General features: G+C 72.2%; 22 protein-coding genes. 7 read left to right on the top strand and 15 right to left on the bottom strand.

Annotated elements, in window-relative coordinates:
- Window positions 1-13 precede the first annotated feature (13 nt).
- The 5 genes from AB0L33_RS06525 to afsQ1 form a co-directional block, all read right to left on the bottom strand.
- Window positions 14-217 (bottom strand): PspC domain-containing protein, encoded by a 204-nt coding sequence (locus AB0L33_RS06525; protein ID WP_365678284.1) that lies wholly within the window; start codon window positions 215-217, stop codon window positions 14-16.
- 90 nt (window positions 218-307) lie between these two features.
- Entirely contained in the window at window positions 308-874 is a 567-nt protein-coding gene (locus AB0L33_RS06520) for a VanZ family protein (RefSeq protein WP_365678282.1), read from the bottom strand.
- A 78-nt stretch (window positions 875-952) separates the two neighbouring features.
- Entirely contained in the window at window positions 953-1,564 is a 612-nt protein-coding gene (locus AB0L33_RS06515) for a hypothetical protein (protein WP_365678280.1), read from the bottom strand.
- Window positions 1,561-3,102 (bottom strand): HAMP domain-containing sensor histidine kinase, encoded by a 1,542-nt coding sequence (locus AB0L33_RS06510; protein ID WP_365678278.1) that lies wholly within the window; start codon window positions 3,100-3,102, stop codon window positions 1,561-1,563. The genes AB0L33_RS06515 and AB0L33_RS06510 overlap by 4 nt, the downstream gene beginning before the upstream one ends.
- Window positions 3,099-3,776, bottom strand: a complete 678-nt coding sequence (afsQ1, locus tag AB0L33_RS06505; protein WP_026171255.1) for a two-component system response regulator AfsQ1 — start codon at window positions 3,774-3,776, stop codon at window positions 3,099-3,101. Before afsQ1 ends, AB0L33_RS06510 begins: the two co-directional genes overlap by 4 nt.
- Window positions 3,777-3,988: 212 nt before the next feature.
- Between afsQ1 and AB0L33_RS06500 the strand changes: the two genes are divergently transcribed.
- Window positions 3,989-4,735: a SigE family RNA polymerase sigma factor gene (locus AB0L33_RS06500; RefSeq protein ID WP_365678275.1), complete on the top strand. Its 747-nt coding sequence runs from the start codon at window positions 3,989-3,991 to the stop codon at window positions 4,733-4,735.
- Window positions 4,736-4,881: 146 nt separating this feature from the next.
- Here the strand turns inward: AB0L33_RS06500 and AB0L33_RS06495 are convergent, their stop codons facing one another.
- Window positions 4,882-5,490, bottom strand: coding sequence for an ATP-binding protein (locus tag AB0L33_RS06495; RefSeq protein ID WP_365678669.1), 609 nt, complete (start codon window positions 5,488-5,490; stop codon window positions 4,882-4,884).
- A gap of 177 nt (window positions 5,491-5,667) precedes the next feature.
- Here AB0L33_RS06495 and AB0L33_RS06490 point away from each other — a divergent pair, with 177 nt between their 5' ends.
- Complete coding sequence (locus AB0L33_RS06490) at window positions 5,668-6,084, top strand: hypothetical protein (RefSeq protein ID WP_365678273.1); 417 nt, start codon at window positions 5,668-5,670, stop codon at window positions 6,082-6,084.
- 70 nt (window positions 6,085-6,154) lie between these two features.
- Here the strand turns inward: AB0L33_RS06490 and AB0L33_RS06485 are convergent, their stop codons facing one another.
- From AB0L33_RS06485 to deoC, 3 genes are read right to left on the bottom strand one after another with little or no spacing between them, the layout of a single operon-like run.
- Window positions 6,155-7,048 (bottom strand): aldehyde dehydrogenase family protein, encoded by an 894-nt coding sequence (locus AB0L33_RS06485; RefSeq protein ID WP_365678271.1) that lies wholly within the window; start codon window positions 7,046-7,048, stop codon window positions 6,155-6,157.
- Window positions 7,038-8,477: an aldehyde dehydrogenase family protein gene (locus tag AB0L33_RS06480; protein WP_365678269.1), complete on the bottom strand. Its 1,440-nt coding sequence runs from the start codon at window positions 8,475-8,477 to the stop codon at window positions 7,038-7,040. Before AB0L33_RS06480 ends, AB0L33_RS06485 begins: the two co-directional genes overlap by 11 nt.
- A gap of 5 nt (window positions 8,478-8,482) precedes the next feature.
- Window positions 8,483-9,430, bottom strand: a complete 948-nt coding sequence (gene deoC / locus AB0L33_RS06475; protein WP_365678667.1) for a deoxyribose-phosphate aldolase — start codon at window positions 9,428-9,430, stop codon at window positions 8,483-8,485.
- Window positions 9,431-9,575: 145 nt separating this feature from the next.
- On the opposite strand from deoC, the gene AB0L33_RS06470 reads away from it, so the two are divergent.
- The gene (locus AB0L33_RS06470; protein WP_365678267.1) at window positions 9,576-10,214 is read left to right on the top strand and encodes a PH domain-containing protein; all 639 of its coding nucleotides are present in this window, start codon (window positions 9,576-9,578) and stop codon (window positions 10,212-10,214) included.
- A 10-nt stretch (window positions 10,215-10,224) separates the two neighbouring features.
- On the opposite strand, the gene AB0L33_RS06465 is transcribed toward AB0L33_RS06470, so the two are convergent.
- Window positions 10,225-11,208, bottom strand: a complete 984-nt coding sequence (locus AB0L33_RS06465) for a LuxR C-terminal-related transcriptional regulator (RefSeq protein ID WP_365678265.1) — start codon at window positions 11,206-11,208, stop codon at window positions 10,225-10,227.
- Between the two features lie 150 nt (window positions 11,209-11,358).
- Here AB0L33_RS06465 and AB0L33_RS06460 point away from each other — a divergent pair, with 150 nt between their 5' ends.
- Window positions 11,359-12,774: an aminopeptidase P family protein gene (locus AB0L33_RS06460; RefSeq protein WP_365678263.1), complete on the top strand. Its 1,416-nt coding sequence runs from the start codon at window positions 11,359-11,361 to the stop codon at window positions 12,772-12,774.
- A 37-nt stretch (window positions 12,775-12,811) separates the two neighbouring features.
- Here the strand turns inward: AB0L33_RS06460 and AB0L33_RS06455 are convergent, their stop codons facing one another.
- From AB0L33_RS06455 to AB0L33_RS06445, 3 genes are all read right to left on the bottom strand, one after another.
- Window positions 12,812-14,458 (bottom strand): phospho-sugar mutase, encoded by a 1,647-nt coding sequence (locus AB0L33_RS06455; RefSeq protein WP_365678262.1) that lies wholly within the window; start codon window positions 14,456-14,458, stop codon window positions 12,812-12,814.
- A 239-nt stretch (window positions 14,459-14,697) separates the two neighbouring features.
- Window positions 14,698-15,522: a purine-nucleoside phosphorylase gene (locus AB0L33_RS06450; RefSeq protein ID WP_365678260.1), complete on the bottom strand. Its 825-nt coding sequence runs from the start codon at window positions 15,520-15,522 to the stop codon at window positions 14,698-14,700.
- Between the two features lie 93 nt (window positions 15,523-15,615).
- Window positions 15,616-16,053 (bottom strand): gamma-glutamylcyclotransferase, encoded by a 438-nt coding sequence (locus AB0L33_RS06445; RefSeq protein ID WP_026171252.1) that lies wholly within the window; start codon window positions 16,051-16,053, stop codon window positions 15,616-15,618.
- Between the two features lie 262 nt (window positions 16,054-16,315).
- Between AB0L33_RS06445 and AB0L33_RS06440 the strand changes: the two genes are divergently transcribed.
- Entirely contained in the window at window positions 16,316-17,755 is a 1,440-nt protein-coding gene (locus AB0L33_RS06440; protein ID WP_365678258.1) for an NAD(P)H-quinone dehydrogenase, read from the top strand.
- Between the two features lie 129 nt (window positions 17,756-17,884).
- Window positions 17,885-18,838, top strand: a complete 954-nt coding sequence (locus AB0L33_RS06435) for a DeoR/GlpR family DNA-binding transcription regulator (RefSeq protein ID WP_365678257.1) — start codon at window positions 17,885-17,887, stop codon at window positions 18,836-18,838.
- A gap of 30 nt (window positions 18,839-18,868) precedes the next feature.
- On the opposite strand, the gene AB0L33_RS06430 is transcribed toward AB0L33_RS06435, so the two are convergent.
- On the bottom strand, window positions 18,869-19,489 hold the full coding sequence (locus AB0L33_RS06430; protein ID WP_365678255.1) for a TetR/AcrR family transcriptional regulator: 621 nt from the start codon (window positions 19,487-19,489) through the stop codon (window positions 18,869-18,871).
- A gap of 143 nt (window positions 19,490-19,632) precedes the next feature.
- The gene (locus AB0L33_RS06425) at window positions 19,633-21,387 is read right to left on the bottom strand and encodes a biotin carboxylase N-terminal domain-containing protein (RefSeq protein ID WP_365678253.1); all 1,755 of its coding nucleotides are present in this window, start codon (window positions 21,385-21,387) and stop codon (window positions 19,633-19,635) included.
- Between the two features lie 372 nt (window positions 21,388-21,759).
- Here AB0L33_RS06425 and AB0L33_RS06420 point away from each other — a divergent pair, with 372 nt between their 5' ends.
- Window positions 21,760-22,242 (top strand): hypothetical protein, encoded by a 483-nt coding sequence (locus AB0L33_RS06420; RefSeq protein ID WP_365678251.1) that lies wholly within the window; start codon window positions 21,760-21,762, stop codon window positions 22,240-22,242.
- Window positions 22,243-22,244: the final 2 nt, after the last annotated feature.

The following is a 22,244-nucleotide window of genomic DNA, read 5'->3' as shown; positions in this document are numbered from 1 at the left end:
TGTGCGGGAACGACTACCAGGCGGCCGAGGACGACGGCCCCTCCTGGGGCAGCAGCAGCCACAGCGCCAGGTAGAGCAGGAACTGCGGGCCCGGCAGCAGGCACGAGACCAGGAAGATGATGCGCATGGTCCTCGCCGACGTGCCGAAACGCCGCGCCAGCGCTGCGCACACTCCGCCGAGCATGCGTCCGTCACGGGGGCGGGCAAGTGCGGCCATGGTGGGCTCCTTCGCGAACCGTTGCGGGGAGCAGTCCGTTGTGCTCCCGATGCGTCCATCGTCCCGCGACGAAACGGACGAAGCATCGCTCTACGGGGCCATCCCGACCCCGGAAATCGTCGGGGTCGAACCCTGAGGGATCGAACCCTGAGGGACCTCGTGCCCCCTCCGCGCCACCACCCGCGTCCCCGCCGCTCCGCCGCGCCGCCGCAGGCGCGCCCGGCACGCGGGCACCACCAGGACGTGGGCGAGGGCGACGCCCGCCGTGTTCAGGAACAGCGAGTCCACGTCCACCACCTGGCCGGGCACCCCGGTCTGCCCCAGCTCGATGGCGAGCGAGATCAGGAAGCCGGCGGCGACCGTACGGGCCAGCGAGAGCCACGGGTGCACGTACAGCCGCCCCCCGGCCATCGGGAGCAGCACACCCAGGGGCGCCAGGAGCAGCAGCCCGCCGCCGATCCGGCGGAAGGCGGCGGCGGGGCCCAGCGACAGATCGGCCCTGATGCCGGCGAACGGTGAGAGGTTGGCGGCGGTCATCCACGGCACGTCCAGCGGACGCAGGGTGAGCCACCCGACGAGCAGCAGATGCGCGAGGAGCAGCGACACCCCGACCGCGCGGAAGCGGATGACGGCCCGGCCGTCCGTACCTTGACGCACGATGCCCTAGACGCGGGCGGCGGCGGGAACGGTTCCGCCGGACCTGGGGAGACCTGCCTCACGAAAGGCGCGAGCCCTCTACGGCACTCCCACCGTGCTCGGCACCGCCGTCGGGCTCGCCTTCGTCTCCGCCGTGCAGAGGTAGCCGCGGGCCGGGTAGTCGCCGGGGCCGCCCAGCATCACCGTGTCGTCGGGGGTCAGGGCCTCGCTGTCCGCGAAGGTGCAGACGACCTGGGCCAGGGCCTCGGCCGGCAGGTCCTCCGGCTGCTCGTTGAGCCGCAGCACGTCCTTCGCGTCGCCGAAGCGGGGGCCGAAGACCCGGAGCGTCCCGGGCACGTCGGTGGAGAAGCCCGCCTGCCGTTCGCCGGCCGTGGGCTGCCTGCGCAGCTCGTCCAGCAGCTCCGTGGCGACCGCCAGGCGGTCCGACTCGGCCCCCTGGACCCGAACCGTCCGGTCCACCGTCACCAGCTGCGCGGCGCAGACCAGGTACACCTGCACCGGGATGCCTCGCCCGGCCTGGGCCGCGGCGTCCTCGGCGGGCATCGCGCACGGCACCCGGGACGGGGCGGCACCGGCGTCCACCGGCACCGAGGTCGTACGGATGCCGCAGCCCGCCCCCAGTACGGCACAGAGTGCGGCACCTGCCAGGGCGGCGGCGGTTCGGTGTCCCCGGCGTTCGCTGCGCCTCACGTCGCGTCGTCCTCCTGGTGGTCCGGTATCGGTGCGTCCTGATCCCCGGCGGGACGGTCCGGCGCCCCGGGGTCCCGGGGCAGGCGCAGCACGAAGATCGCGCCGTCGCCGTCGGGGGAGTTGCGGGCGGTGATGTCGCCGTTGTGGATGTGCGCGTTCTCCATGGCGATGGAGAGCCCGAGTCCGCTGCCGTCCGAACGCGGCCTGGAGGCGCTCGCCTTGTAGAACCGGTCGAAGACGTGCGGCAGGACGTCCTCGGGGATGCCGGGGCCGTGGTCCCGGACCTCGATGACCAGCTCCTCGCCCTCGATGCGCACCGAGACCCGTACCGGCGAACCGCCGTGCTTGAGCGCGTTGCCGATCAGGTTGGCCAGGATCACGTCGAGCCGGCGCGGGTCGAGGCGGACCATCATGCCGCGCTCGGCGTCCAGCTCGACCGCGTCCAGCCAGGCGCGGGCGTCGATGCAGGCGGTCACCTGGTCGGCGACGTCCACGTCGTCCAGGACGAGGCGGGCGGTGCCCGCGTCGAAGCGGGTCACCTCCATCAGGTTCTCCACGAGGTCGTTCAGCCGACGGGTCTCGCTGACCACCAGGTTCACCGCGGGCGCGATCATCGGGTCGAGGCTGTCGGCCTCGTCCTCCAGCACCTCCGTGACCGCGGTAAGCGCCGTCAGCGGCGTACGCAGCTCGTGCGACATGTCGGCGACGAAGCGGCGGCTGGCCTCCTCGCGGGCGCTCATGTCCGCGACCTTCTTCTCCAGCGAGCTGGCCGTCCGGTTGAACGTCCGCGACAGATCGGCGAGTTCGTCGGTGCCGGACACCACGAGCCGGGTGTCGAGCTTGCCCTCGCCGAGCTTGCGGGCCGCGTCCCCGAGCCGCTGCACCGGCCGCAGCACGGTCGTCGCCGCCGCCTGCGCGAGCAGCGCCGAGCCGACCAGGGCGAGCGCCGTGGCGATCCCCAGCGACCAGGCGAGCGAACTCAGGTCCTGCCGCTCCTGGTCGAGCGACTTCAGCATGTAGCCGGTCGGCCCGCCACCGATGATCTTCGTGCCCGCGACGAGATACGGCGTGCCGCGTATCGAGGTGCGCTGCCAGAAGAGGTGGTACTCGTACTTGTTGCCCGCCTTGACCGGCTGCTTGCGATCCACCTGCTCCTGCAACGACAGCGGCACGTTGTCGCGGGTGAAGGTGTCCAGGTCGCTGTTGCCGACGATGGGCTTGCCCGGGTCGCGTTCGTCGATCAGGAGCACGCTGTAGCCGGGGCTGCTGCTCGCCATCTGCACGGCGGCCGTCTGCAGGTCCTCCTTGGTGGGGCGCAGCGGCAGCGACGCCGCCCGGGTCTGCATCTCCTGGCGGAAGTCCCCGAGCGCCGCGTCCTGCGTACGCGTCAGCACGGCCTCGCGGTTGAGCCAGTACGCGATGCCAGAGGCCGACACGGCGGCGGTCAGCGCGACGAGACCGAAGACGATGACGAGCCGCAGTCGCAGGCTGGTCCAGCGGAGCCCGGCGCGCAGGCCCCGCCGCACAGCCGTGCTCACTGCGGCGAGTCCAGCCGGTAACCCACGCCCCGGACCGTACGGATCAGGGTCGGTGAGGACGGGACGTCCTCCACCTTGGCGCGCAGCCGCTGGACACAGGCGTCGACCAGCCGGGAGTCGCCCAGGTAGTCGTGCTCCCAGACCAGGCGCAGGAGCTGCTGCCGGGACAGGGCCTGGCCGGGGCGGCGGCTCAGTTCGAGCAGGAGGCGCAGCTCGGTCGGCGTGAGCTGCAGATCCTCGCCGTTCTTGGTGACGGTCATGGCGGAGCGGTCGATCACCACGTTCCCGAACGTCGCGGAGTCGGTCGACTCCCGTTCGCCGCGGCGCAGCACCGCGCGGATGCGGGCGTCGAGCACCCGCCCCTGCACGGGCTTGACCACATAGTCGTCGGCGCCGGACTCCAGGCCCACCACGACGTCGATGTCGTCGCTGCGGGCGGTCAGCAGGATGATCGGCAGCTGGTCGGTGCGGCGGATGCGCCGGCACACCTCGAAACCGTCGATCCCGGGCAGCATCACATCCAGCACGACCAGGTCGGGGCGCTGCTCGCGCAGCAGGTTGAGGCCGTCCTCTCCCGTCGCCGCGGTGGCCACACGGTGGCCCTGGCGTGACAGCGAGAGTTCGAGGGCCGTGCGGATGGCGTCGTCGTCCTCGATCAGCAACAGGAAAGGCACTTGGTCATTCTGACCCATGGGGCGCCCCAGTTCGACAGTCGGTCCCCCCTGATGCGTGCCCCATACGTCCCTCATGCATCCGGAAGCACGGGTTCGTGACCCCGCCGGGCCCTGTGACAGCCCTGTGACAGTCGGCGGACAGCGCCATGAAACTGCCCCGGCAAGCTCGTTGGCACAAGGAACGGACGGACTCCACCGATGGGGGGCGCGAGATGAACGCAACTCACAGCATCAACGCAAGCGCAGTTGTCACGCGTCTCCACGATGTCGGGCGGAACACCGAGAAGTCCGGCGCCGCAGTGAACGGACGGGGGTGCGTTCGAGGCGCCGGGCGTCAGCACACGTCATTCATGACGGTGGTTGACGCGGGGGGCAACGGGGGAAACGCGTACGGGGAGGACTCGGGGGAGCGGAAGTCACCGGAGCGGTCCGGGGACGCCGAAGCGGCGTTCACGGCCTACGTCCGGGAGCGCCGCGCCTCCCTGTACGCCACCGCCTACCACCTGACCGGTGACCGGTTCGAGGCCGAGGACCTGCTCCAGAGCGCCCTCTTCTCGACGTACCGGGCCTGGGACCGCATCAGCGACAAGGCCGCTGTGGGCGGTTATCTGCGCCGCACGATGACCAATCTGCACATCAGTGCCTGGCGCAGGCGCAAGCTGAACGAATACCCGACCGAGGAGCTGCCGGAGACGGCGGGCGACACGGACGCGATGCGCGGTACGGAGCTGCGCGCCGTTCTCTGGCAGGCGCTGGCGCGCCTTCCCGAGCTGCAGCGCACGATGCTCGTCCTGCGCTACTACGAGGGCCGTACGGACCCCGAGATCGCGTCCATCCTCGACATCAGTGTCGGCACGGTGAAGTCGAGCATCTGGCGGTCGCTCCGCCGGCTGCGCGAGGACGAGGTCCTCAGCTTCGGCCGTGACGAGGAGGAGTCCTTCGGCGAGCTGGTGGCCTGAAGGCTGGGGGGAACGGGGGCCCGGGGGATACGGGGGTATCTCGGGGGACAACGGGGATACGGGGAAGCTGCGGGGTCGGACGGGCCGGGGGGTCCTGTCCGGCCCCGCGGTGCGTTTCGGGGGCTCTGCCCCCGGCCCCCCGCTCCTCAATCGCCGGAGGGGCTTGAATGTGCCGGCAACCGGCACCGCCCCGCGGCCGCCGCCGCCAGGCGGCCCAGCGCCTCCGGCTTCGCGCAGGCGTGCGCGCCCAGCGCCACGTGGCGGGCGACGATGCGGCGTTCGGTACGCATCAGGCGCCATCCGCGCCGCAGCAGGAACGGCACCGACTTGCGGCCCTCGCGCAGGTCGCGCAGGAGGCGGCGGCGGAGGGTCGTGGAGGGACGGCCGCGCAGGCAGAGCGCGTCGGCCAGGAGGCCCAGCGACTGGCAGCGGTCGATGATGTCGGCCGCGAATATGCCCTCGGCCACGAACAGCGGGGTGCGCCCGATGTGCAGGACCTCCTGCCCGGTGCGGGAGCTGGTGGCGATGTCGTACACCGGGACGTCGGTGCGTCCGCTCCCGCAGAGCTCCGTGATCGCGGTGACCGCCGCGTCGGCGTCCCAGGAGTCCGGGGAGTCCCAGTCGATGTCCGTGCTGCCGGTGACCAGCGGCAGGGTCGGGTCGCCGGCCTCCTTGTAGAAGTCGTCCAGCCGCAGCACCGGGAGGCCGGTGCGGGCGGCGAGGGACGACTTGCCGGAGCCGGAGGGGCCCGTCAACAGGACGACGCGGGTCGAAAGCGCTTGGGAACTCACAGGACACGAGTGTGAGGCATTGACCCGCACGTGGGACCCCCCGGAGGTCCTGTTGGTATCGCGCATCACACCTCAACTACTCTTTGCATTCGGTCGATTACACGACCGTTGGTCCGATCGTCCCGATCAGGTGGGAAATCCATGGCACGTCACGCACTTTCCAAGTCCCGGCGCCACACCCTGCTGCGCGCAGGTCTGACCGTCACCGCGGTCGGCGCCGCGCTCGGCGCGGGGGGTGCGGCGGCGCAGGCCGCCCCGCTGCCCGTCGTCCAGGAGACCGGGGCCGACGTCGGCCTCGCGGAGGCCACCGAGGCGGCCGGCGGCGCGGTCACCGGGGCGCTCGGACAGTCGCTGGAGCACGGCGTCGCGCCCGTCACCCACCTGCGGCTCGACCCGCTGGCCGGCACCGGCACCGACCCGCTGGACAACGCGGTGGGCACCCAGGTCGCCGACTTCAAGCCGCTCTCCACCGCCCTGGTCACCGACCCGCTGACGAGCGGCGGCGCCATCAAGGACCTGCCCGTGGTGGGCCCGGTCGTGGAAGGGCTGCGCGGCTGAGTCCGCGCGGGCAGCGGGACGGCCCGTTCCCCGGAGGCACCTCCGGAGAACGGGCCGTCGCCGTGTGCGGTCAGTACGAGGAGCCCGAGGCGCCCAGCGCGCCCGTCGGGTGCCAGACCGTCTTGGTCTCCAGGAACGCCGTCAGGCGGTGCGTACCGGGGTCGGCCACCCAGTCGCTTTCCCCACCCTGTGGACGGGACACGCGCTTCAGGTTGTCGGCCGCCGCGATCTCCAGCTCCTTCGCGAGCTCCGCGTCCGCCCCCGTCAGGTCGATCCCGTTCACGTCCTGGTGGGCGGCGAGCGGCGCCGCGATCTCCGCGGTCCTCCCCGACAGGACGTTGACCACACCGCCCGGCAGGTCCGAGGTGGCCAGCACCTCGCCCAGCGACAGCGCGGGCAGCGGAGCCTTCGCGGAGGCCACCACGACCACGGTGTTCCCGGCCGCGATCACCGGGGCGATCACCGAGACCAGGCCGAGGAACGAGGACTCCTGCGGCGCCAGGACCGTGACCACGCCGGTCGGTTCGGGCGTCGAGAGGTTGAAGAACGGGCCCGCGACCGGGTTCGCGCCGCCGACGACCTGGGCGATCTTGTCCGTCCAGCCCGCGTACCAGACCCAGCGGTCCACCGCCGCGTCCACGACGGCCCCCGCCCTGGACTTCGACAGGCCCTCCGCGTCGGCCACCTCGCGCACGAACTGCTCGCGGCGGCCCTCCAGCATCTCCGCGACGCGGTAGAGGATCTGGCCGCGGTTGTACGCGGTCGCGCCGGACCAGCCGCCGAACGCCTTGCGGGCGGCCACCACCGCGTCGCGCGCGTCCTTGCGGGAGGACTGCGGCGCGTTCGCCAGCCACTTGCCCTTCGAGTCCGTCACCTCGTACACCCGGCCGCTCTCGGAGCGGGGGAACTTGCCCCCGACGTACAGCTTGTAGGTCTTGAAGACGCTCAGACGGTTATCGGACATCGAGGTACGCCTCCAGGCCGTGACGGCCGCCTTCGCGGCCGAAGCCCGACTCCTTGTAACCGCCGAACGGCGAGGTCGGGTCGAACTTGTTGAACGTGTTGGCCCAGACGACGCCCGCCCGGAGCTTGTTCGCGACCGCCAGGATGCGCGAGCCCTTCTCCGTCCAGATGCCGGCCGACAGGCCGTACTGGCTGTTGTTCGCCTTGGCCACCGCCTCGTCCGGCGTGCGGAACGACAGCACCGAGAGCACCGGGCCGAAGATCTCGTCGCGGGCGATGGTGTGCGCCTGGGTGACGTTGGTGAACAGCGTCGGGGCGAACCAGTAACCGGCCGACGGGAGTTCGCACGGGGCGCTCCAGCGCTCCGCGCCCTCCGCCTCGCCGGTCTCCACCAGCGCCGTGATCCGGGCCAGCTGCTCCGGGGAGTTGATCGCGCCGATGTCCGTGTTCTTGTCCAGCGGGTCGCCCAGACGCAGCGTGGACAGGCGGCGCTTGAGCGCGTCCAGCAGCTCGTCCTGGACCGACTCCTGGACCAGGAGGCGGGAGCCCGCGCAGCAGACCTGGCCCTGGTTGAAGAAGATGCCGGTGACGATGCCCTCGACGGCCTGGTCGATGGGGGCGTCGTCGAAGACGATGTTGGCGCCCTTGCCGCCCAGCTCCAGCGTGACCTTCTTGTCCGTCCCCGCGACCTGGCGGGCGATGGCCTTGCCGACGGCGGTCGAGCCGGTGAACGCGACCTTGTCGACGTCCCTGTGCTCCACGAGCGCCTGGCCCGCGTCGCCGTACCCGGTCAGGATGTTCACGACACCCTTCGGCAGGCCGGCCTGGCGGCAGATGTCCGCGAAGAACAGCGCGGACAGCGGCGTCGTCTCGGCGGGCTTCAGGACGACCGTGTTGCCCGTGGCGAGCGCCGGGGCGATCTTCCACGCGAGCATCAGCAGCGGGAAGTTCCACGGGATGACCTGTCCGGCCACGCCCAGCGGGCGCGGATTCGGCCCGTAGCCCGCGTGGTCCAGCTTGTCGGCCCAGCCCGCGTAGTAGAAGAAGTGCGCGGCGACCAGCGGGAGGTCCGCGTCGCGGGTCTCCTTGATCGGCTTGCCGTTGTCCAGGGTCTCCAGGACGGCCAGCTCGCGGCTGCGCTCCTGGATGATCCGGGCGATCCGGAACAGGTACTTGGCACGCTCGGAGCCGGGCAGCGCCGACCACTTCTCGAACGCGCGGCGGGCCGCCTTCACGGCCCGGTCCACGTCCTCGGCCCCGGCCCGGGCGACCTCGGACAGCACCTCCTCGGAGGACGGGCTGACCGTCTTGAAGACCTTGCCGTCGGCCGCGTCGGTGAACTCACCGTCGATGAACAGGCCGTACGAGGGGGCGATGTCGACGACGGAACGGGACTCCGGCGCCGGTGCGTACTCGAATGCGGATGCCATGGGTATCAGTCCACCGTCACGTAATCGGGGCCGGAGTAACGGCCGGTGCTGAGCTTCTGGCGCTGCATCAGCAGGTCGTTCAGCAGGCTGGAGGCGCCGAAGCGGAACCAGTGGTTGTCCAGCCAGTCCTCGCCCGCCGTCTCGTTGACCAGCACGAGGAACTTGATCGCGTCCTTCGAGGTGCGGATGCCGCCGGCCGGCTTCACGCCGACCTGGACGCCGGTCTGCGCGCGGAAGTCGCGCACCGCCTCCAGCATCAGCAGGGTGTTCGCGGGCGTGGCGTTCACCGCCACCTTGCCGGTCGAGGTCTTGATGAAGTCCGCGCCGGCCAGCATCCCGAGCCAGGAGGCCCGCCGGATGTTGTCGTACGTGGACAGCTCACCGGTCTCGAAGATCACTTTGAGCCGGGCGGACCCGCACTCCGCCTTCACGGCGAGGATCTCCTCGTACACCTTCAGATAGCGGCCGGCCAGGAACGCGCCCCGGTCGATCACCATGTCGATCTCGTCGGCCCCGGCCGCCACGGCGTCCCGGACGTCCGCGAGCTTCACGTCGAGCGCGGCGCGCCCGGCGGGGAAGGCCGTCGCCACGGACGCCACCTTCACGCCGGAGCCGGCCAGGGCGGCGGCCGCGGTGGCCGCCATGTCGGGGTAGACGCAGACCGCGGCGGTGCGCGGCGTCGTGCGGTCGGTGGGATCGGGGTTGACGGCCTTGGCGGCGAGGGCCCGGACCTTGCCGGGGGTGTCCGCGCCTTCGAGCGTCGTCAGGTCGATCATCGAGATCGCGAGGTCGATGGCGTACGCCTTGGCCGTCGTCTTGATCGACCTGGTACCGAGGGCCGCGGCGCGTGCTTCGAGGCCGACCGGGTCGACGCCGGGCAGCCCGTGCAGGAAGCGGCGCAGCGCACTGTCGGACGCCGTCGCGTCGGCGAATGCGGGGAGGGTGGTGGGCATGGTCACCACATGAGCATATCTACGCGCGTAGCGACCTGTACAGGGACCCCGGAGACGCCTTCCGGCCATCCGCGCGTCCCACGCGTCCGCGCCCGCGCGGCGGCCGCCACCGCGCCTCGCGGGCGCGTCAGGCACAATCGGGCTCATGACGAGCCCCACGCCTGCCGACGAGCCCACCTACGCCGACCGGACCTTCCGGTCGCCCGCCGGGCTGGCCGGCGGCGTCCTCCTGCTCGTGCTCGTCTGCGGGATCGGCGGCGACGCCCTGTTCCGGGGCGACGGCCGGGTGCCGTGGATGGCGCTCGCCGGAATGCTGACCGCCGTGCCCCTGATCGTCGCCTTCACGCTGCGCCCGGTGGTCGCCGCGAACGACCGGCGCATCCGCATCCGCAACCCGTTCCGCACGATCACCCTGCCGTGGAGCGACGTCGCCGACGTGCGGGCCGGGTATTCGAGCGAGCTCTTCACGCAGGACGGTACGAAGTTCCAGCTCTGGGCCGTCCCCGTGTCGCTGCGGCAGCGCAAGAAGGCCGCCCGCCAGCAGTCCCGGCAGGCGGTGGAGGACCCGTACCGGCGCACGTCCACGATCGCCGACGTGCGCAACACCAAGGCCCGCACCGCGGCCGCCGACCAGACCGTAGCGGACCTGCGCGAGCTGTCCGAGCGCGCCGGCGACAAGCCCGCGCCCGACGCCCCCGCCGCCTCGGTGCGCTGGGCGTACGAGGTCATCGCCCCGGCCGTCGTCGGCGCGGTGCTGCTCGTGGTACTGGGCGCGACCGGCTGACCCTGCGGGCTCACAGCCAGCCCTGGCGCTGCGCCTGCAACGCCAGCTGGAAGCGGTTCGTGGCGCCCAGCCTGGCCATCAGGACCTGGAGGCGGCGGAACAGCGTGCGGCGGCTGATGCCCAGCTCGCGCGCGATCACCTCGTCGCTCGTGCCGCCCGCCAGCAGCCACAGCAACCGCCGGTCCGCGGGCGGCAGCCCGCCCGGGCGCGTGGTCCGGCCGCTGAACGGCAGCGCGTTCTGCCAGTACTGCTCGAACAGCGCGATGAGCGCCGACAGCAGTCCGCACGGCTGCACGACCAGCATGGTGTTGTGCACGTCCGCCTCCCGGATCGACAGCGACACCAGCGCCGACGCGTCGTCGATGATCACCAGCTTCACCGGCACCGCGGGCGCCACCCGGGCCTGCTCCCCGGCCCGGACGCACGGCTCGATGACGTCCCTCAGATGCCCGGGGTGCTCCAGCGACTCCCGCGAATACACGACGCGCTGCGTCACCCCGCGGGCGAGCGTGGCCAGCGCGTCCTGCGTCGCCCCGGGCTGCGGCACGTAGGGCGGCGACTCCAGCTGCCGGATCTGCTCCCGCGCGCTCGCCCACGCCCGGCGGATTCTCGGCCCGACCGCGTCCCCGGTCACGGACTCGACCAGATGGTCGTCGTACGCGGCGAGCCGCTGCCGCCGGAACGACTCGAACGCGCCCCCGACCGCGATCCGGGACTCCTCGACCTCGCTCGCCCGCTGCCTGACCAGGATCTCCAGCCCGTCGCCCGGCGGGACCGGGGCGACCAGGTCCGCACCGCCGCCCGCCCCGCTGACCAGCCCCGCGTCGGCCAGCTCCCCGTACGCCGCCGACAGCGCGGGGGCGTCCAGACCGGCCGCCCGGCCGATCGCGGCCAGGGGCGCGGGCGCCAGGTCGAGCAGCGCCTGGTAGACCCGGGCCGCCGCCTCGCCCACCCCGAGGAGCCGCAGGGCATCGGCCAGCTTCGCGTTCGTCATGTACGGCATTGTCCGCCCGGCAAGAGGCACGGCGATGGCCGATCGGTGCCACTGGCACAGCCGCGCACCCGCACGCCCCTGACGGCGGTAGCTTCCGGGTGCCGCCGGTGAGGACCCGGCGGTCCAACACGTCCAGAGAGGGAGCATGACGTGGCGAAAGGCCGGAAGAACGGGCTCTACACGGAGATCTCCGCGGAACTCTCCGCCCTGATGAGGACCGGATGGGCGGACACCGAACGGCACGACCTCGTACCCGACGAGCAGGCCCCGCACGCCGCCGCCCGGCGCGCCCGGCTCTCCGCGCGCTTCCCCGGCGAACGCCTCGTCATTCCCTCCGGGAACCTCAAGACCCGGTCGAACGACGACGACTACCCCTTCCGGCCCTACTCCGGTTACGTCCACATGACCGGCGACCAGGTCCGCGACGGCGCCCTCGTCCTGGAACCCCGGGCGGACGGCGGCCACGACGCGTACTGCTTCCAGCTGCCGCGCGACACCCGGGACAACGACGAGTTCTGGACCGGGGCCACGGCCGAGCTGTGGACCGGGCGCCGCCGCACCCTCGCCGAGTCCGCCCAAGTCCTCGGGCTGCCCTGTCGCGACGTCCGCACGGCGGCCGAGGCGCTGGCCGCTGCCGGGGGCGGGGTGCCGACCCGGATCGTCCGGGGCATCGATCCGGCCCTGGAGCGGGCGGTCGTCACCGACGAGGAGCGGGACGCGGAGCTGGAGGAGGCGCTGAGCGAGCTCCGCCTCGTCAAGGACGCGTGGGAGATCGGCGAGCTGCGCAAGGCCGTCGACTCGACGGTGCGCGGCTTCACCGACGTGATCGCCGACCTCTCGGGGGCCGTCGCGACCTCGGAGCGGTGGATCGAGGGCACGTTCTTCCGCCGCGCCCGCCTGGAGGGCAACGACGTCGGCTACGGCTCCATCTGCGCCGCCGGCGACCACGCCACGATCATGCACTGGGGGGACAACGACGGGCCCGTGCGCCCCGGCGACCTGCTCCTGCTCGACGCCGGCGTCGAGACCCGCACCCTCTACACCGCCGACGTCACGCGCACCCTTCCCATCAGCGGCACGTTCACACCGCTCCAGCGGAAGGTGTACGACGCGGTGTACGAGGCGCAGGAGGCGGGCATGGCCGCGGTGAAGCCGGGCGCCCACTACCGCGACTTCCACGAGGCCGCGCAGCGCCATCTCGCCGCCCGGCTCGTGGAGTGGGGCTTCATCGAGGGCCCGGCCGACCGGGCCTACGCACTCGGCCTCCAGCGCCGCTTCACCATGGCGGGCACCGGCCACATGCTCGGCCTGGACGTCCACGACTGCGCCCGGGCGCGCAGCGAGGCGTACGTCGACGGGGTGCTGGAGCCGGGCATGGTGCTGACCGTCGAGCCCGGGCTGTACTTCCAGCCGGACGACCTGACGGTCCCGGAGGAGTGGCGCGGCATCGGCGTCCGCATCGAGGACGACCTCGTCGTGACGGACTCCGGCCACGAGAACCTGTCGGCGGGGCTGCCGCGCTCGGCGGACGAGGTCGAGGCGTGGATGGCGCGGGTGGCGGGCTGAGCGGAGGGCGGCCGGGCCGGGCCCCGGCCGCCCCGTCTCAGATGCCCGCCGCTGCCGCCAGGTCGCGCTTGACGCCGGCCAGCAGCTCCGCGGCCCGGGCGCGCGCCGTCGGCAGCGCGTCGGCGGAGCCCACCGGCACGACGACCTCCAGGTAGCACTTCAGCTTCGGCTCGGTGCCGCTCGGGCGCACGATCACCCGGGCGCCGTCGAGCGTGTAACGCAGCCCGTCGGTCGGCGGCAGCCGGTCCGTGCCCCGCGACAGGTCCTCGGCCGAGGTCACGGGCAGACCCGCCAGCGCGGCAGGCGGGTGCTCGCGCAGCCGGCGCATCGCGTCCGCGATGACGGACAGGTCCTCGACCCGCACCGAGAGCTGGTCGGTCGCGTGCAGCCCGTGTTCGAGCGCGAGGTCGTCCAGCAGGTCCAGCAGCGTCCGCCCCTGCTCCTTGAGTACGGAGGCGAGCTCGGCGACGAGCAGCGCGGCCGTGATGCCGTCCTTGTCGCGGACGCCCTCCGGGTCCACGCAGTAGCCGAGCGCCTCCTCGTACCCGTAACGCAGCCCCTCGACCCGGGCGATCCACTTGAAGCCCGTCAGGGTCTCCTCGTGGCCCAGGCCGGCCTTCTCCGCGATCCGGCCCAGCAGCGAGGACGAGACGATCGACTCCGCGAACACGCCGGTCGCTCCCCGGCGCACCAGGTGTGCGGCGAGCAGCGCGCCCGTCTCGTCGCCCCGCAGCATCCGCCAGCCGCCCTCGGCCGCCGGGTCCGGCACGGCGACGGCACAGCGGTCCGCGTCCGGGTCGTTGGCGATGACGAGATCCGGGTTCGCCCGGCGCGCGGTGGCGAACGCGAGGTCCATCGCGCCGGGCTCCTCCGGATTGGGGAAGGCCACGGTGGGGAACGCGGGGTCCGGCTCGGCCTGCTCCGCGACGAGCACCGGGGCCGGGAAGCCGGCCCGGTCGAACGCGGCGGTGAGCACCGAGGTGCCGACGCCGTGCATCGCGGTGTACACGGTGCGGGCGGTGCGCGGCGAGCCCGCGTCGAGCACGGCGTCCGTACGGGCCAGGTAGGCGTCCAGGACCTCCTCGCCCAGGGTCTCCCAGCCGCTCTCCGGGCGGGGCACGGTGTCCAGCGGGCCGACCGCCGCGATGGCCGCGGCGATCTCGCCGTCGGCGGGCGGCACGATCTGCGAGCCGTCGCCGAGGTAGACCTTGTAGCCGTTGTCGCGGGGCGGGTTGTGGCTGGCGGTCACCTCGACCCCGGCGACGGCGCCCAGATGCCTTATCGCGTACGCGAGGACGGGCGTCGGCAGCGGGCGGGGGAGCACGGCGGCCCGCAGCCCGGCACCGGTCATCACGGCGGCGGTGTCCCGTGCGAAGTCGGCGGACTTGTAGCGGGCGTCGTAGCCGATGACGACGAGACCGCCGGTCCGCCCCTGGTCCTTCAGGTACGCGGCGAGCCCGGCGGCGGCGCGGATGACCACGGAGCGGTTCATGCGCATCGGGCCCGCGCCGAGCTCGCCCCTCAGCCCGGCGGTGCCGAACTGGAGGGTGCCCGCGAAGCGGGCGGTGAGCTCGGGGGTGTCCTCGGCGGCGATGAGCTCGGCGAGCTCTTCGCGGGTGTCGGGGTCGGGGTCCTCCGCCAGCCAGGCGCTGGCGCGGGCGAGGAGGTCCGGGGGTGTCGTCACGGGGTGCCTTTCGTGTGCGGTGTGCGGTGCGGGTGCGTTGCGCCTGCGGCGGGCCTTGTCCCCTACCCGCCCCTTCCCGAAACCGGGGCTCCGCCCCGGACCCCGCGCCTCAAACGCCGGCGGGGCTGATCTCTGCCCCTCGCCGTCGCAGATGTGCGATTGCGGGGCGAAAACCAAGCCCCTCCGGCGATTGAGGAGCGGGGGTACGGGGGCAGCGCCCCCGAAACAGCGGCGGCGCCTCAGATCCGGTCCAGCACCCGCGCCAGCAGGGACCCCATCCGCGTCGCGGAATCCCGCCCCGCCTGCAGGACCTCCTCATGGTTCAGCGGCTCCCCGCTCAGCCCCGCCGCCAGGTTCGTCACCAGGGAGAGGCCCAGGACCTCGGCCCCCGCCTCGCGGGCCGCGATCGCCTCCAGGACCGTGGACATGCCGACCAGGTCGCCGCCCATGACGCGGACCATGTTGATCTCGGCCGGGGTCTCGTAGTGCGGGCCGGGGAACTGCACGTACACGCCCTCTTCGAGCGTCTCGTCCACCTCCCGGCACAGCGCGCGCAGGCGCGGCGAGTACAGGTCGGTGAGGTCCACGAAGTTCGCGCCGACGATCGGCGACGCCGCCGTGAGGTTGATGTGGTCGCTGATCAGGACCGGCTGCCCGGGGCGCATGCCCTCCCGCAGGCCGCCGCAGCCGTTCGTCAGCACGACCGTCCGGCACCCCGCGGCGACCGCGGTCCGGACCCCGTGCGCCACCGCGGCGACGCCGCGGCCCTCGTAGTAGTGCGTGCGGCCGAGGAACACCAGGGCCCGCTTGTCACCGATCACGTGCGAGCGGATCGTGCCGCCGTGGCCCTCGACGGCGGGCGCCGGGAAGCCGGGCAGGGCCGTCACCGGGAACTCGGCCGCCGGAACGCCGAGCGCGGCAGCGGCCGGCGCCCAGCCGGAGCCCATCACGAGGGCGACGTCGTGAGTCTCGGCACCGGTCAGCTCGCGCAGGCGGGCGGCGGCGTCGGCGGCGGCGGCGTGCGGGTCGCCCTGAATGTGGTCCGGGATAAGTGATGCGTTCACGCGGATGAGCGTAACCGCTGAATCCCTACGCGCGTAGATGCCCCTGTACAGAGTCTTGCCGGATTCGTTCGTGCGTTCCGACAAGCGCGCCCGTCAGCAGGGGCGCTTGCGCAGTTCCATCACGTAGTCGTGCGGGGCGCCCGCCGATTCGGCCGCGTCCGCGATCTCGCCCAGATAGCGGGCGGACGGCAGGCCGCCCTCGTAACCGTTCAGCACATAGATCCAGGCCGGCTCCTCGCCGTCCAGGGTGTGCACCCGGATGCGCATGCGGCGGTAGATGTCGAGGCCGACGCCCTCCCAGCGGTCCATGGAGTCCTCGTCCATGGGGGCCAGGTCGTACAGGGCGACGAACACCTGCGAGCGGGGCGCCTCCACCACGGTGGCCAGCGCGCCCTCCCAGCCCATCTGCTCCCCGCCGAAGGTCAGCCGCCAGCCGTTCAGCCAGCCGGTGCCGCGCAGCGGTGAGTGCGGGGCGCGGCGCGTCATCAGCCGCGCGTCGAGGTTGCCGGCGTACGCGGCGTAGAGCGACATGGGATCGAGGGTACGGGAGGTGGCGGCGGGCATGCCGGTTCCTGGGAGGAACGACCCCCGGGGGCGGGGCGGGAACGGGGCGGCCGCGTCCGCCGCGTGCGTGCGCCGTGCGCCCCGGCGCACGTATGGAGGGCCCCGGGGAGAAGCACCTTGGCGCGTGCGGGACAATGAAGTACGTACTGCATTCCCCCGGGGCGATCCCCCGGACCCCCGGCCGGGGCAGCAGACGGCCGCGGGACGAGAAACGCGAGGCGGACTTTTCGTGACCCGGATCGTGATCATCGGCGGCGGACCCGGCGGGTACGAGGCGGCACTGGTGGGCGCCCAGCTCGGCGCGGAGGTGACCGTCGTGGACTGCGACGGCCTCGGCGGCGCGTCCGTCCTCACCGACTGTGTGCCCTCGAAGACCCTGATCGCGACGGCCGAGGTGATGACCACCTTCGACTCCTCGTACGAGGAGCTGGGCATCATCGTCGCCGACGACACCCCGCACATGGAGCAGGCGGCGCGGGTGGTCGGCGTCGATCTGGGGAAGGTGAACCGCCGCGTCAAGCGCCTGGCGCTCGCCCAGTCCCACGACATCACCGCCTCCGTCACCCGGGCCGGCGCCCGCGTCATGCGCGGCCGCGGCCGCCTGGAGGGCCTTCAGGCCGCCGACGGCTCCCGCCAGGTCGTCGTCACGGCCGCCGACGGTACGGAGGAGACGCTCACCGCGGACGCCGTGCTGATAGCGACCGGCGGGCACCCGCGCGAGATCCCGGACGCGCAGCCGGACGGCGAGCGCATCCTGAACTGGACCCAGGTCTACGACCTCGACGAGCTGCCGCAGGAGCTCATCGTCGTCGGTTCCGGTGTGACCGGTGCGGAGTTCGCCGGCGCCTACCAGGCCCTCGGCTCGCGCGTCACCCTCGTCTCGTCGCGCGACCGGGTGCTCCCCGGCGAGGACCCCGACGCGGCGGCCGTCCTGGAGGACGTGTTCCGGCGGCGCGGCATGAACGTCATGGCCCGCTCCCGCGCCCAGTCCGCCAAGCGCGTCGGCGACCGGGTCGAGGTGACCCTCGCCGACGGCCGGGTCATCTCCGGCACGCACTGCCTGATGGCCGTCGGCGCCATCCCCAACACCGCGGGCATGGGCCTGGAGGAGGCCGGTGTCCGGCTGAAGGACTCCGGGCACATCTGGACCGACAAGGTCTCGCGTACCAGCGCGCCCGGCGTCTACGCGGCCGGTGACGTCACCGGCATCTTCGCGCTCGCCTCCGTCGCCGCCATGCAGGGCCGCATCGCGATGTACCACTTCCTGGGCGACGCGGTGGCCCCGCTGGACCTCAAGACGGTCTCCTCGAACGTCTTCACCGACCCGGAGATCGCCACCGTCGGCTACACCCAGGCGGACGTCGACGCGGGCAAGATCGAGGCGCTGGTCGTCAAGCTGCCGCTGCTGCGCAACCCGCGCGCGAAGATGCAGGGCATCCGGGACGGCTTCGTCAAGATCTTCTGCCGCCCCGGCACCGGCATCGTGGTCGGCGGCTGTGTCGTCGCTCCCCGGGCGAGCGAGCTGATCCACCCGATCTCGATCGCGGTCGACAACAATCTGACGGTCGACCAGATCGCAAACACCTTCACTGTGTACCCGTCCCTGTCGGGATCGATCGCCGAAGTGGCTCGTCAGTTGCACAGCCGTAAGCGCACGGGCGGGGCGTGACCGCTGCGCGATCAGGAGACGACAACAAGGCGGCCTCCTATATCACTTGGTGACCGCCTGTATGTACAACTTCTGCTATTCGGCGCAAACTGCTGAAAAGTCTCGCGCGGTCACGTTACTGTCAGTTTCGTGTTCGCTGCAGAACGTCGTCAGTTGATCCTCGAAATGGTGCGCGCCAACGGGGCGGTATCGCTCCGTGAGCTCGCCCGCGTCGTCCAGACCTCCGAAGTGACCGTACGGCGGGACGTGCGGGCACTGGAGGCAGAAGGACTCCTCGACCGCCGGCACGGCGGTGCGGTCTTGCCGGGCGGTTTTACGCGGGAGTCCGGCTTTCCGCAGAAATCCCATCTCGCCACCGCGGAGAAAACGGCCATCGCCGACCTGGCCGCCGGCCTCGTCGAAGAGGGCGAGGCCATCGTCGTCGGTGCCGGTACGACCACGCAGGAGCTGGCCCGCCGGCTCGCGCGCGTCCCCGGCCTGACCGTCGTCACCAACTCCCTGCTCGTCGCCCAGGCGCTGGCCCATGCCAACAGGGTGGAGGTGGTGATGACCGGGGGCACCCTCCGCGGCTCCAACTACGCCCTGGTGGGCAGCGGGGCCGAGCAGTCCCTCCAGGGGCTGCGGGTCTCCCGGGCCTTCCTGTCCGGGAGCGGGCTCACCGCCGAGCGCGGGCTCTCCACGTCCAACATGCTCTCCGCGAGCGTGGACCGGGCGCTGGTGCAGGCCGCGGCGGAGGTGGTGGTCCTCGCGGACCACACGAAGCTCGGTTCCGACACGATGTTCCAGACCGTGCCGACGGATCTCATCACCCATCTGGTGACGGACGAGCCCGCCGCGCACGACGACCGGTCGGCCGCGGAGTTGCAGGCGCTGGCGGATCAGGGCGTGCGGATCGCTGTCGCGGGGGGCGGGGGAGCGTCTTCCGCCGCCGCGGACCCGGGGGCCGGGGGGCGGCCCGCCGCCCGGCGTGAGATGCCGTTGCCCGGGCAGCGGCGTACGCAGGGGCAGGGCTTGCGGGCGCTCGGGGAGCCGGGGGTCGGTGACCGGGAGCGGGGGCGGGTCGCCGATCTGCGGCGGCGGTAGCTCGGGGGCTCTGCCCCGGGCCCCCGCTCCTCAATCGCCGGAGGGGCTTGGTGTGCCGCCGGAGGGGCCTGGATTCGTCAGTCCTCGTAGCGTCAGCTTCAGCAGGCGGTCCGCAAGTTCCGGGTCGTCCGGGGACTGTTCCGCTGCCAGGGCGATGGCGTTCGTCAGCTGCATCAGGTCGTCGATCGAGACGTCCGGGCGGACCGCGCCCGACGACTGGGCCCGGGTCAGGAGCGTCGAACCCGCCTCGCGCAGCGGGGTGTTGCAACGGGCCAGGGCCGAACTCTCGTCCCGGCACGTCGACATGAGGGCCTGGGCCAGGCCGCGGTACTCGCCCGCGTGGGTGACGATCGCGCCCAGCCACTCCACCAGCGCGGCGCACGGCCGCTCCGCGCCGGCCAGTTCGCGGGAGCGGATGATCAGGGAGGTCACCGCCTCCTGGAAGACCGCGCTCATCAGGGCGTGCCGGGTCGGGAAGTGGCGGTACAGCGTGCCGATGCCCACCCCCGCGCGCCGGGCGACGTCCTCCAGGGACGCGTCGGTGCCGTGTTCCGCGAAGGCGGTACGGGCCTCCGCCAGCAGCCGGCCGTAGTTGCGGCGCGCGTCGGCACGCATGGGCCGGGCCGGTGCCCCTGCCTGGCTCGTCGCCATGGTGCGGTCCCTCCAGTCTTCCCGGCCTGTCTCTCCCCGGTCTCCAGGATGCCATCGCGCGGGCGGCCGCCGTTCCCCGAATGCACCGGTGCCCCGGTCACGTCCGACGACATGACCGGGGCACCGGCGGAGAAGGACGCGGGTCAGTCCTTGATCTCGCAGATGACGGCGCCCGAGGAGATCGAGCTGCCGACCTCGGCGGCCAGGCCCTTGACCGTGCCGGAGCGGTGCGCGTTGAGCGGTTGCTCCATCTTCATGGCTTCGAGGACGACGATGAGGTCGCCTTCCTTGACTTCCTGGCCTTCTTCGACGGCGATCTTCACGATCGTGCCCTGCATCGGGGAGGCGAGGGTGTCGCCGGAGACGGCCGAGCCGGACTTCTTCGCCGCGCGGCGCTTGGGCTTGGCACCCGCCGCGAGACCCGTACGGGCCAGGCTCATCCCGAGCGAGGAGGGCAGCGAGACCTCCAGACGCTTCCCCCCGACCTCCACCACGACCGTCTCGCGCCCGGACTCGTCATCGGCCTCCGCCTCCGCCGGAGCGGCGAACGGCTTGATCTCGTTGACGAACTCCGTCTCGATCCAGCGGGTGTGGACACGGAAGGGGTCGGCGGTGAACGCCGGGTCGACCACGACCGCACGGTGGAACGGAATGGCGGTCGCCATGCCCTCCACCTGGAACTCCGCGAGAGCGCGGGCCGCGCGCTGGAGTGCCTGCTCACGCGTCGCGCCGGTCACGATGAGCTTGGCGAGCAGGGAGTCCCAGGCGGGGCCGATGACCGACCCGGACTCCACACCCGCGTCCAGGCGCACCCCCGGTCCGCTGGGTGCCTCGAACTTCGTCACCGTCCCCGGTGCCGGCAGGAAGCCGCGGCCCGGGTCCTCGCCGTTGATCCGGAACTCGAAGGAGTGACCGCGCGAGACGGGGTCGTCGTAGCCCAGGGCCTCGCCGTCGGCGATCCGGAACATCTCGCGGACCAGGTCGATGCCCGAGACCTCCTCGGTCACCGGGTGCTCGACCTGAAGACGCGTGTTGACCTCCAGGAAGGAGATCGTGCCGTCCAGACCGACCAGGAACTCGACCGTGCCGGCGCCGACGTAGCCGGCCTCCTTCAGGATCGCCTTGGACGCCGCGTACAGCTCCGCGTTCTGCGCGTCCGACAGGAAGGGGGCCGGGGCCTCCTCCACCAGCTTCTGGTGACGGCGCTGCAGCGAGCAGTCACGCGTGGAGACCACGACCACGTTGCCGTGCGTGTCGGCCAGGCACTGGGTCTCCACGTGCCGCGGCTTGTCGAGGTAGCGCTCCACGAAGCACTCCCCGCGCCCGAACGCGGCGACCGCCTCACGCACCGCGGAGTCGTACAGCTCCGGGATCTCCTCCAGCGTGCGGGCGACCTTCAGACCACGCCCGCCACCACCGAACGCCGCCTTGATCGCGATCGGCAGCCCATGCTCCTGCGCGAAAGCGACGACCTCCGCGGAACCCGAAACCGGATCCGCCGTGCCCGCGACCAGCGGGGCACCGGCACGCTGCGCGATGTGACGGGCCGCGACCTTGTCACCCAGGTCCCGGATCGCGTGCGGCGGCGGACCGATCCACGTCAGACCCGCGTCCAGCACCGCCTGGGCGAACTCGGCGTTCTCCGAGAGGAAGCCGTAACCCGGGTGGATCGCGTCCGCCCCGGAATCCTCGGCAGCCTGGAGCACCTTGGCGATGTCCAGGTAACTGGCCGCCGGAGTGTCACCGCCCAGAGCGAACGCCTCATCAGCCGCACGGACGTGCAGAGCATCACGATCCGGATCGGCGTAGACGGCCACGCTGCCGATACCCGCGTCCCGACAGGCCCGGGCAACACGAACAGCGATTTCGCCACGGTTGGCGATGAGCACCTTGCGCACGATGGCTCCCTCCTTGAAACAAGCTGAGTTTAGGGACTACCGACACGGTCCTACGACCCGTCCCCAATGGTGAGCTTGCCCACACGGAGTGTGATTCGAGGTGTGCTCGAGTCGCGAAATCCCTTGTGCCACCACGGTACGCCGGGTTCTGAAACCGCACAGTAGCGACCAGGTGTGGCCCAGGTCTCTATCGGCACGAGCAGCGACTTACCGTGATTCTTTGTGGAGTTCCCACTAAGGGGTGGGCAATTCTTTGCCCGACCCACGAAAGCCCGGATAAGCGGGGGTGCGTCCGGGGCGCGCACGGCTCTTGTCGTGGCCATTACTCGTTAGTAGGGTCCGCGCTATCGCACGTACTGCTGGTAACAGGGGGTGAGTGTCGTGGTGCGCAGGCTGGTCGCCTTCTTGGCCGCGCTCGTGCTGGCCGTGGAAGCCGCGGGTGTCGTGGTCGTCAACGTGGTCCTGGGCACGGTCGTGAAGAACCAGGACATGTCACTCGCCGGGACGGACCCCGGGGCGATGTCCAAGGGCACCTGGGCGCTCGGCGGGGTCTCCGGCGTCTTCCTGCTCCTGTGCGCCGCGTTCCTCGTGCTGGCGGGCGCCCGCGACCGGGCCCCGGGGCGCGTCGCGCGGATCGTGCTGATCTGCTGCGCGGTCGTCCACGGCGTGCTCGGCGCGCTCACGGTCGGACTCGTCGGCTGGGCGGCGTTCGCCTGGATGATGGTGACGCTCGGTCTGATCGTGCTCGTCCTGGTGGCGTACGGCCCCGAGCCGGCCGCCGGGCCGGAGAAGGCGGGTCCCGCGGCGGCCGGTCCCACGGCGGCCGGTCCCGAGCCGGAGCCCGGGCCGGCCTGATC

Source organism: Streptomyces sp. NPDC052299, assembly GCF_040679335.1.
In the GTDB taxonomy this organism is placed as follows: Bacteria; Actinomycetota; Actinomycetes; order Streptomycetales; family Streptomycetaceae; genus Streptomyces.
Note: the sequence above shows the minus strand (reverse complement) of the source record. Positions and strands in the feature narration are given on the sequence as shown.

Coding starts and splice junctions, on each gene's coding strand:
- AB0L33_RS06465 (WP_365678265.1), bottom strand. CDS start 11,208: ATGACGAACGCGAAGCTGGCCGATGCCCTGCGGCTCCTCGGGGTGGGC.
- AB0L33_RS06430 (WP_365678255.1), bottom strand. CDS start 19,489: ATGGCGACGAGCCAGGCAGGGGCACCGGCCCGGCCCATGCGTGCCGAC.
- AB0L33_RS06500 (WP_365678275.1), top strand. CDS start 3,989: ATGAACGCAACTCACAGCATCAACGCAAGCGCAGTTGTCACGCGTCTC.
- AB0L33_RS06485 (WP_365678271.1), bottom strand. CDS start 7,048: ATGTCCGATAACCGTCTGAGCGTCTTCAAGACCTACAAGCTGTACGTC.
- AB0L33_RS06480 (WP_365678269.1), bottom strand. CDS start 8,477: ATGGCATCCGCATTCGAGTACGCACCGGCGCCGGAGTCCCGTTCCGTC.
- AB0L33_RS06470 (WP_365678267.1), top strand. CDS start 9,576: ATGACGAGCCCCACGCCTGCCGACGAGCCCACCTACGCCGACCGGACC.
- AB0L33_RS06445 (WP_026171252.1), bottom strand. CDS start 16,053: ATGTCGCTCTACGCCGCGTACGCCGGCAACCTCGACGCGCGGCTGATG.
- AB0L33_RS06490 (WP_365678273.1), top strand. CDS start 5,668: ATGGCACGTCACGCACTTTCCAAGTCCCGGCGCCACACCCTGCTGCGC.
- AB0L33_RS06525 (WP_365678284.1), bottom strand. CDS start 217: ATGGCCGCACTTGCCCGCCCCCGTGACGGACGCATGCTCGGCGGAGTG.
- deoC (WP_365678667.1), bottom strand. CDS start 9,430: ATGCCCACCACCCTCCCCGCATTCGCCGACGCGACGGCGTCCGACAGT.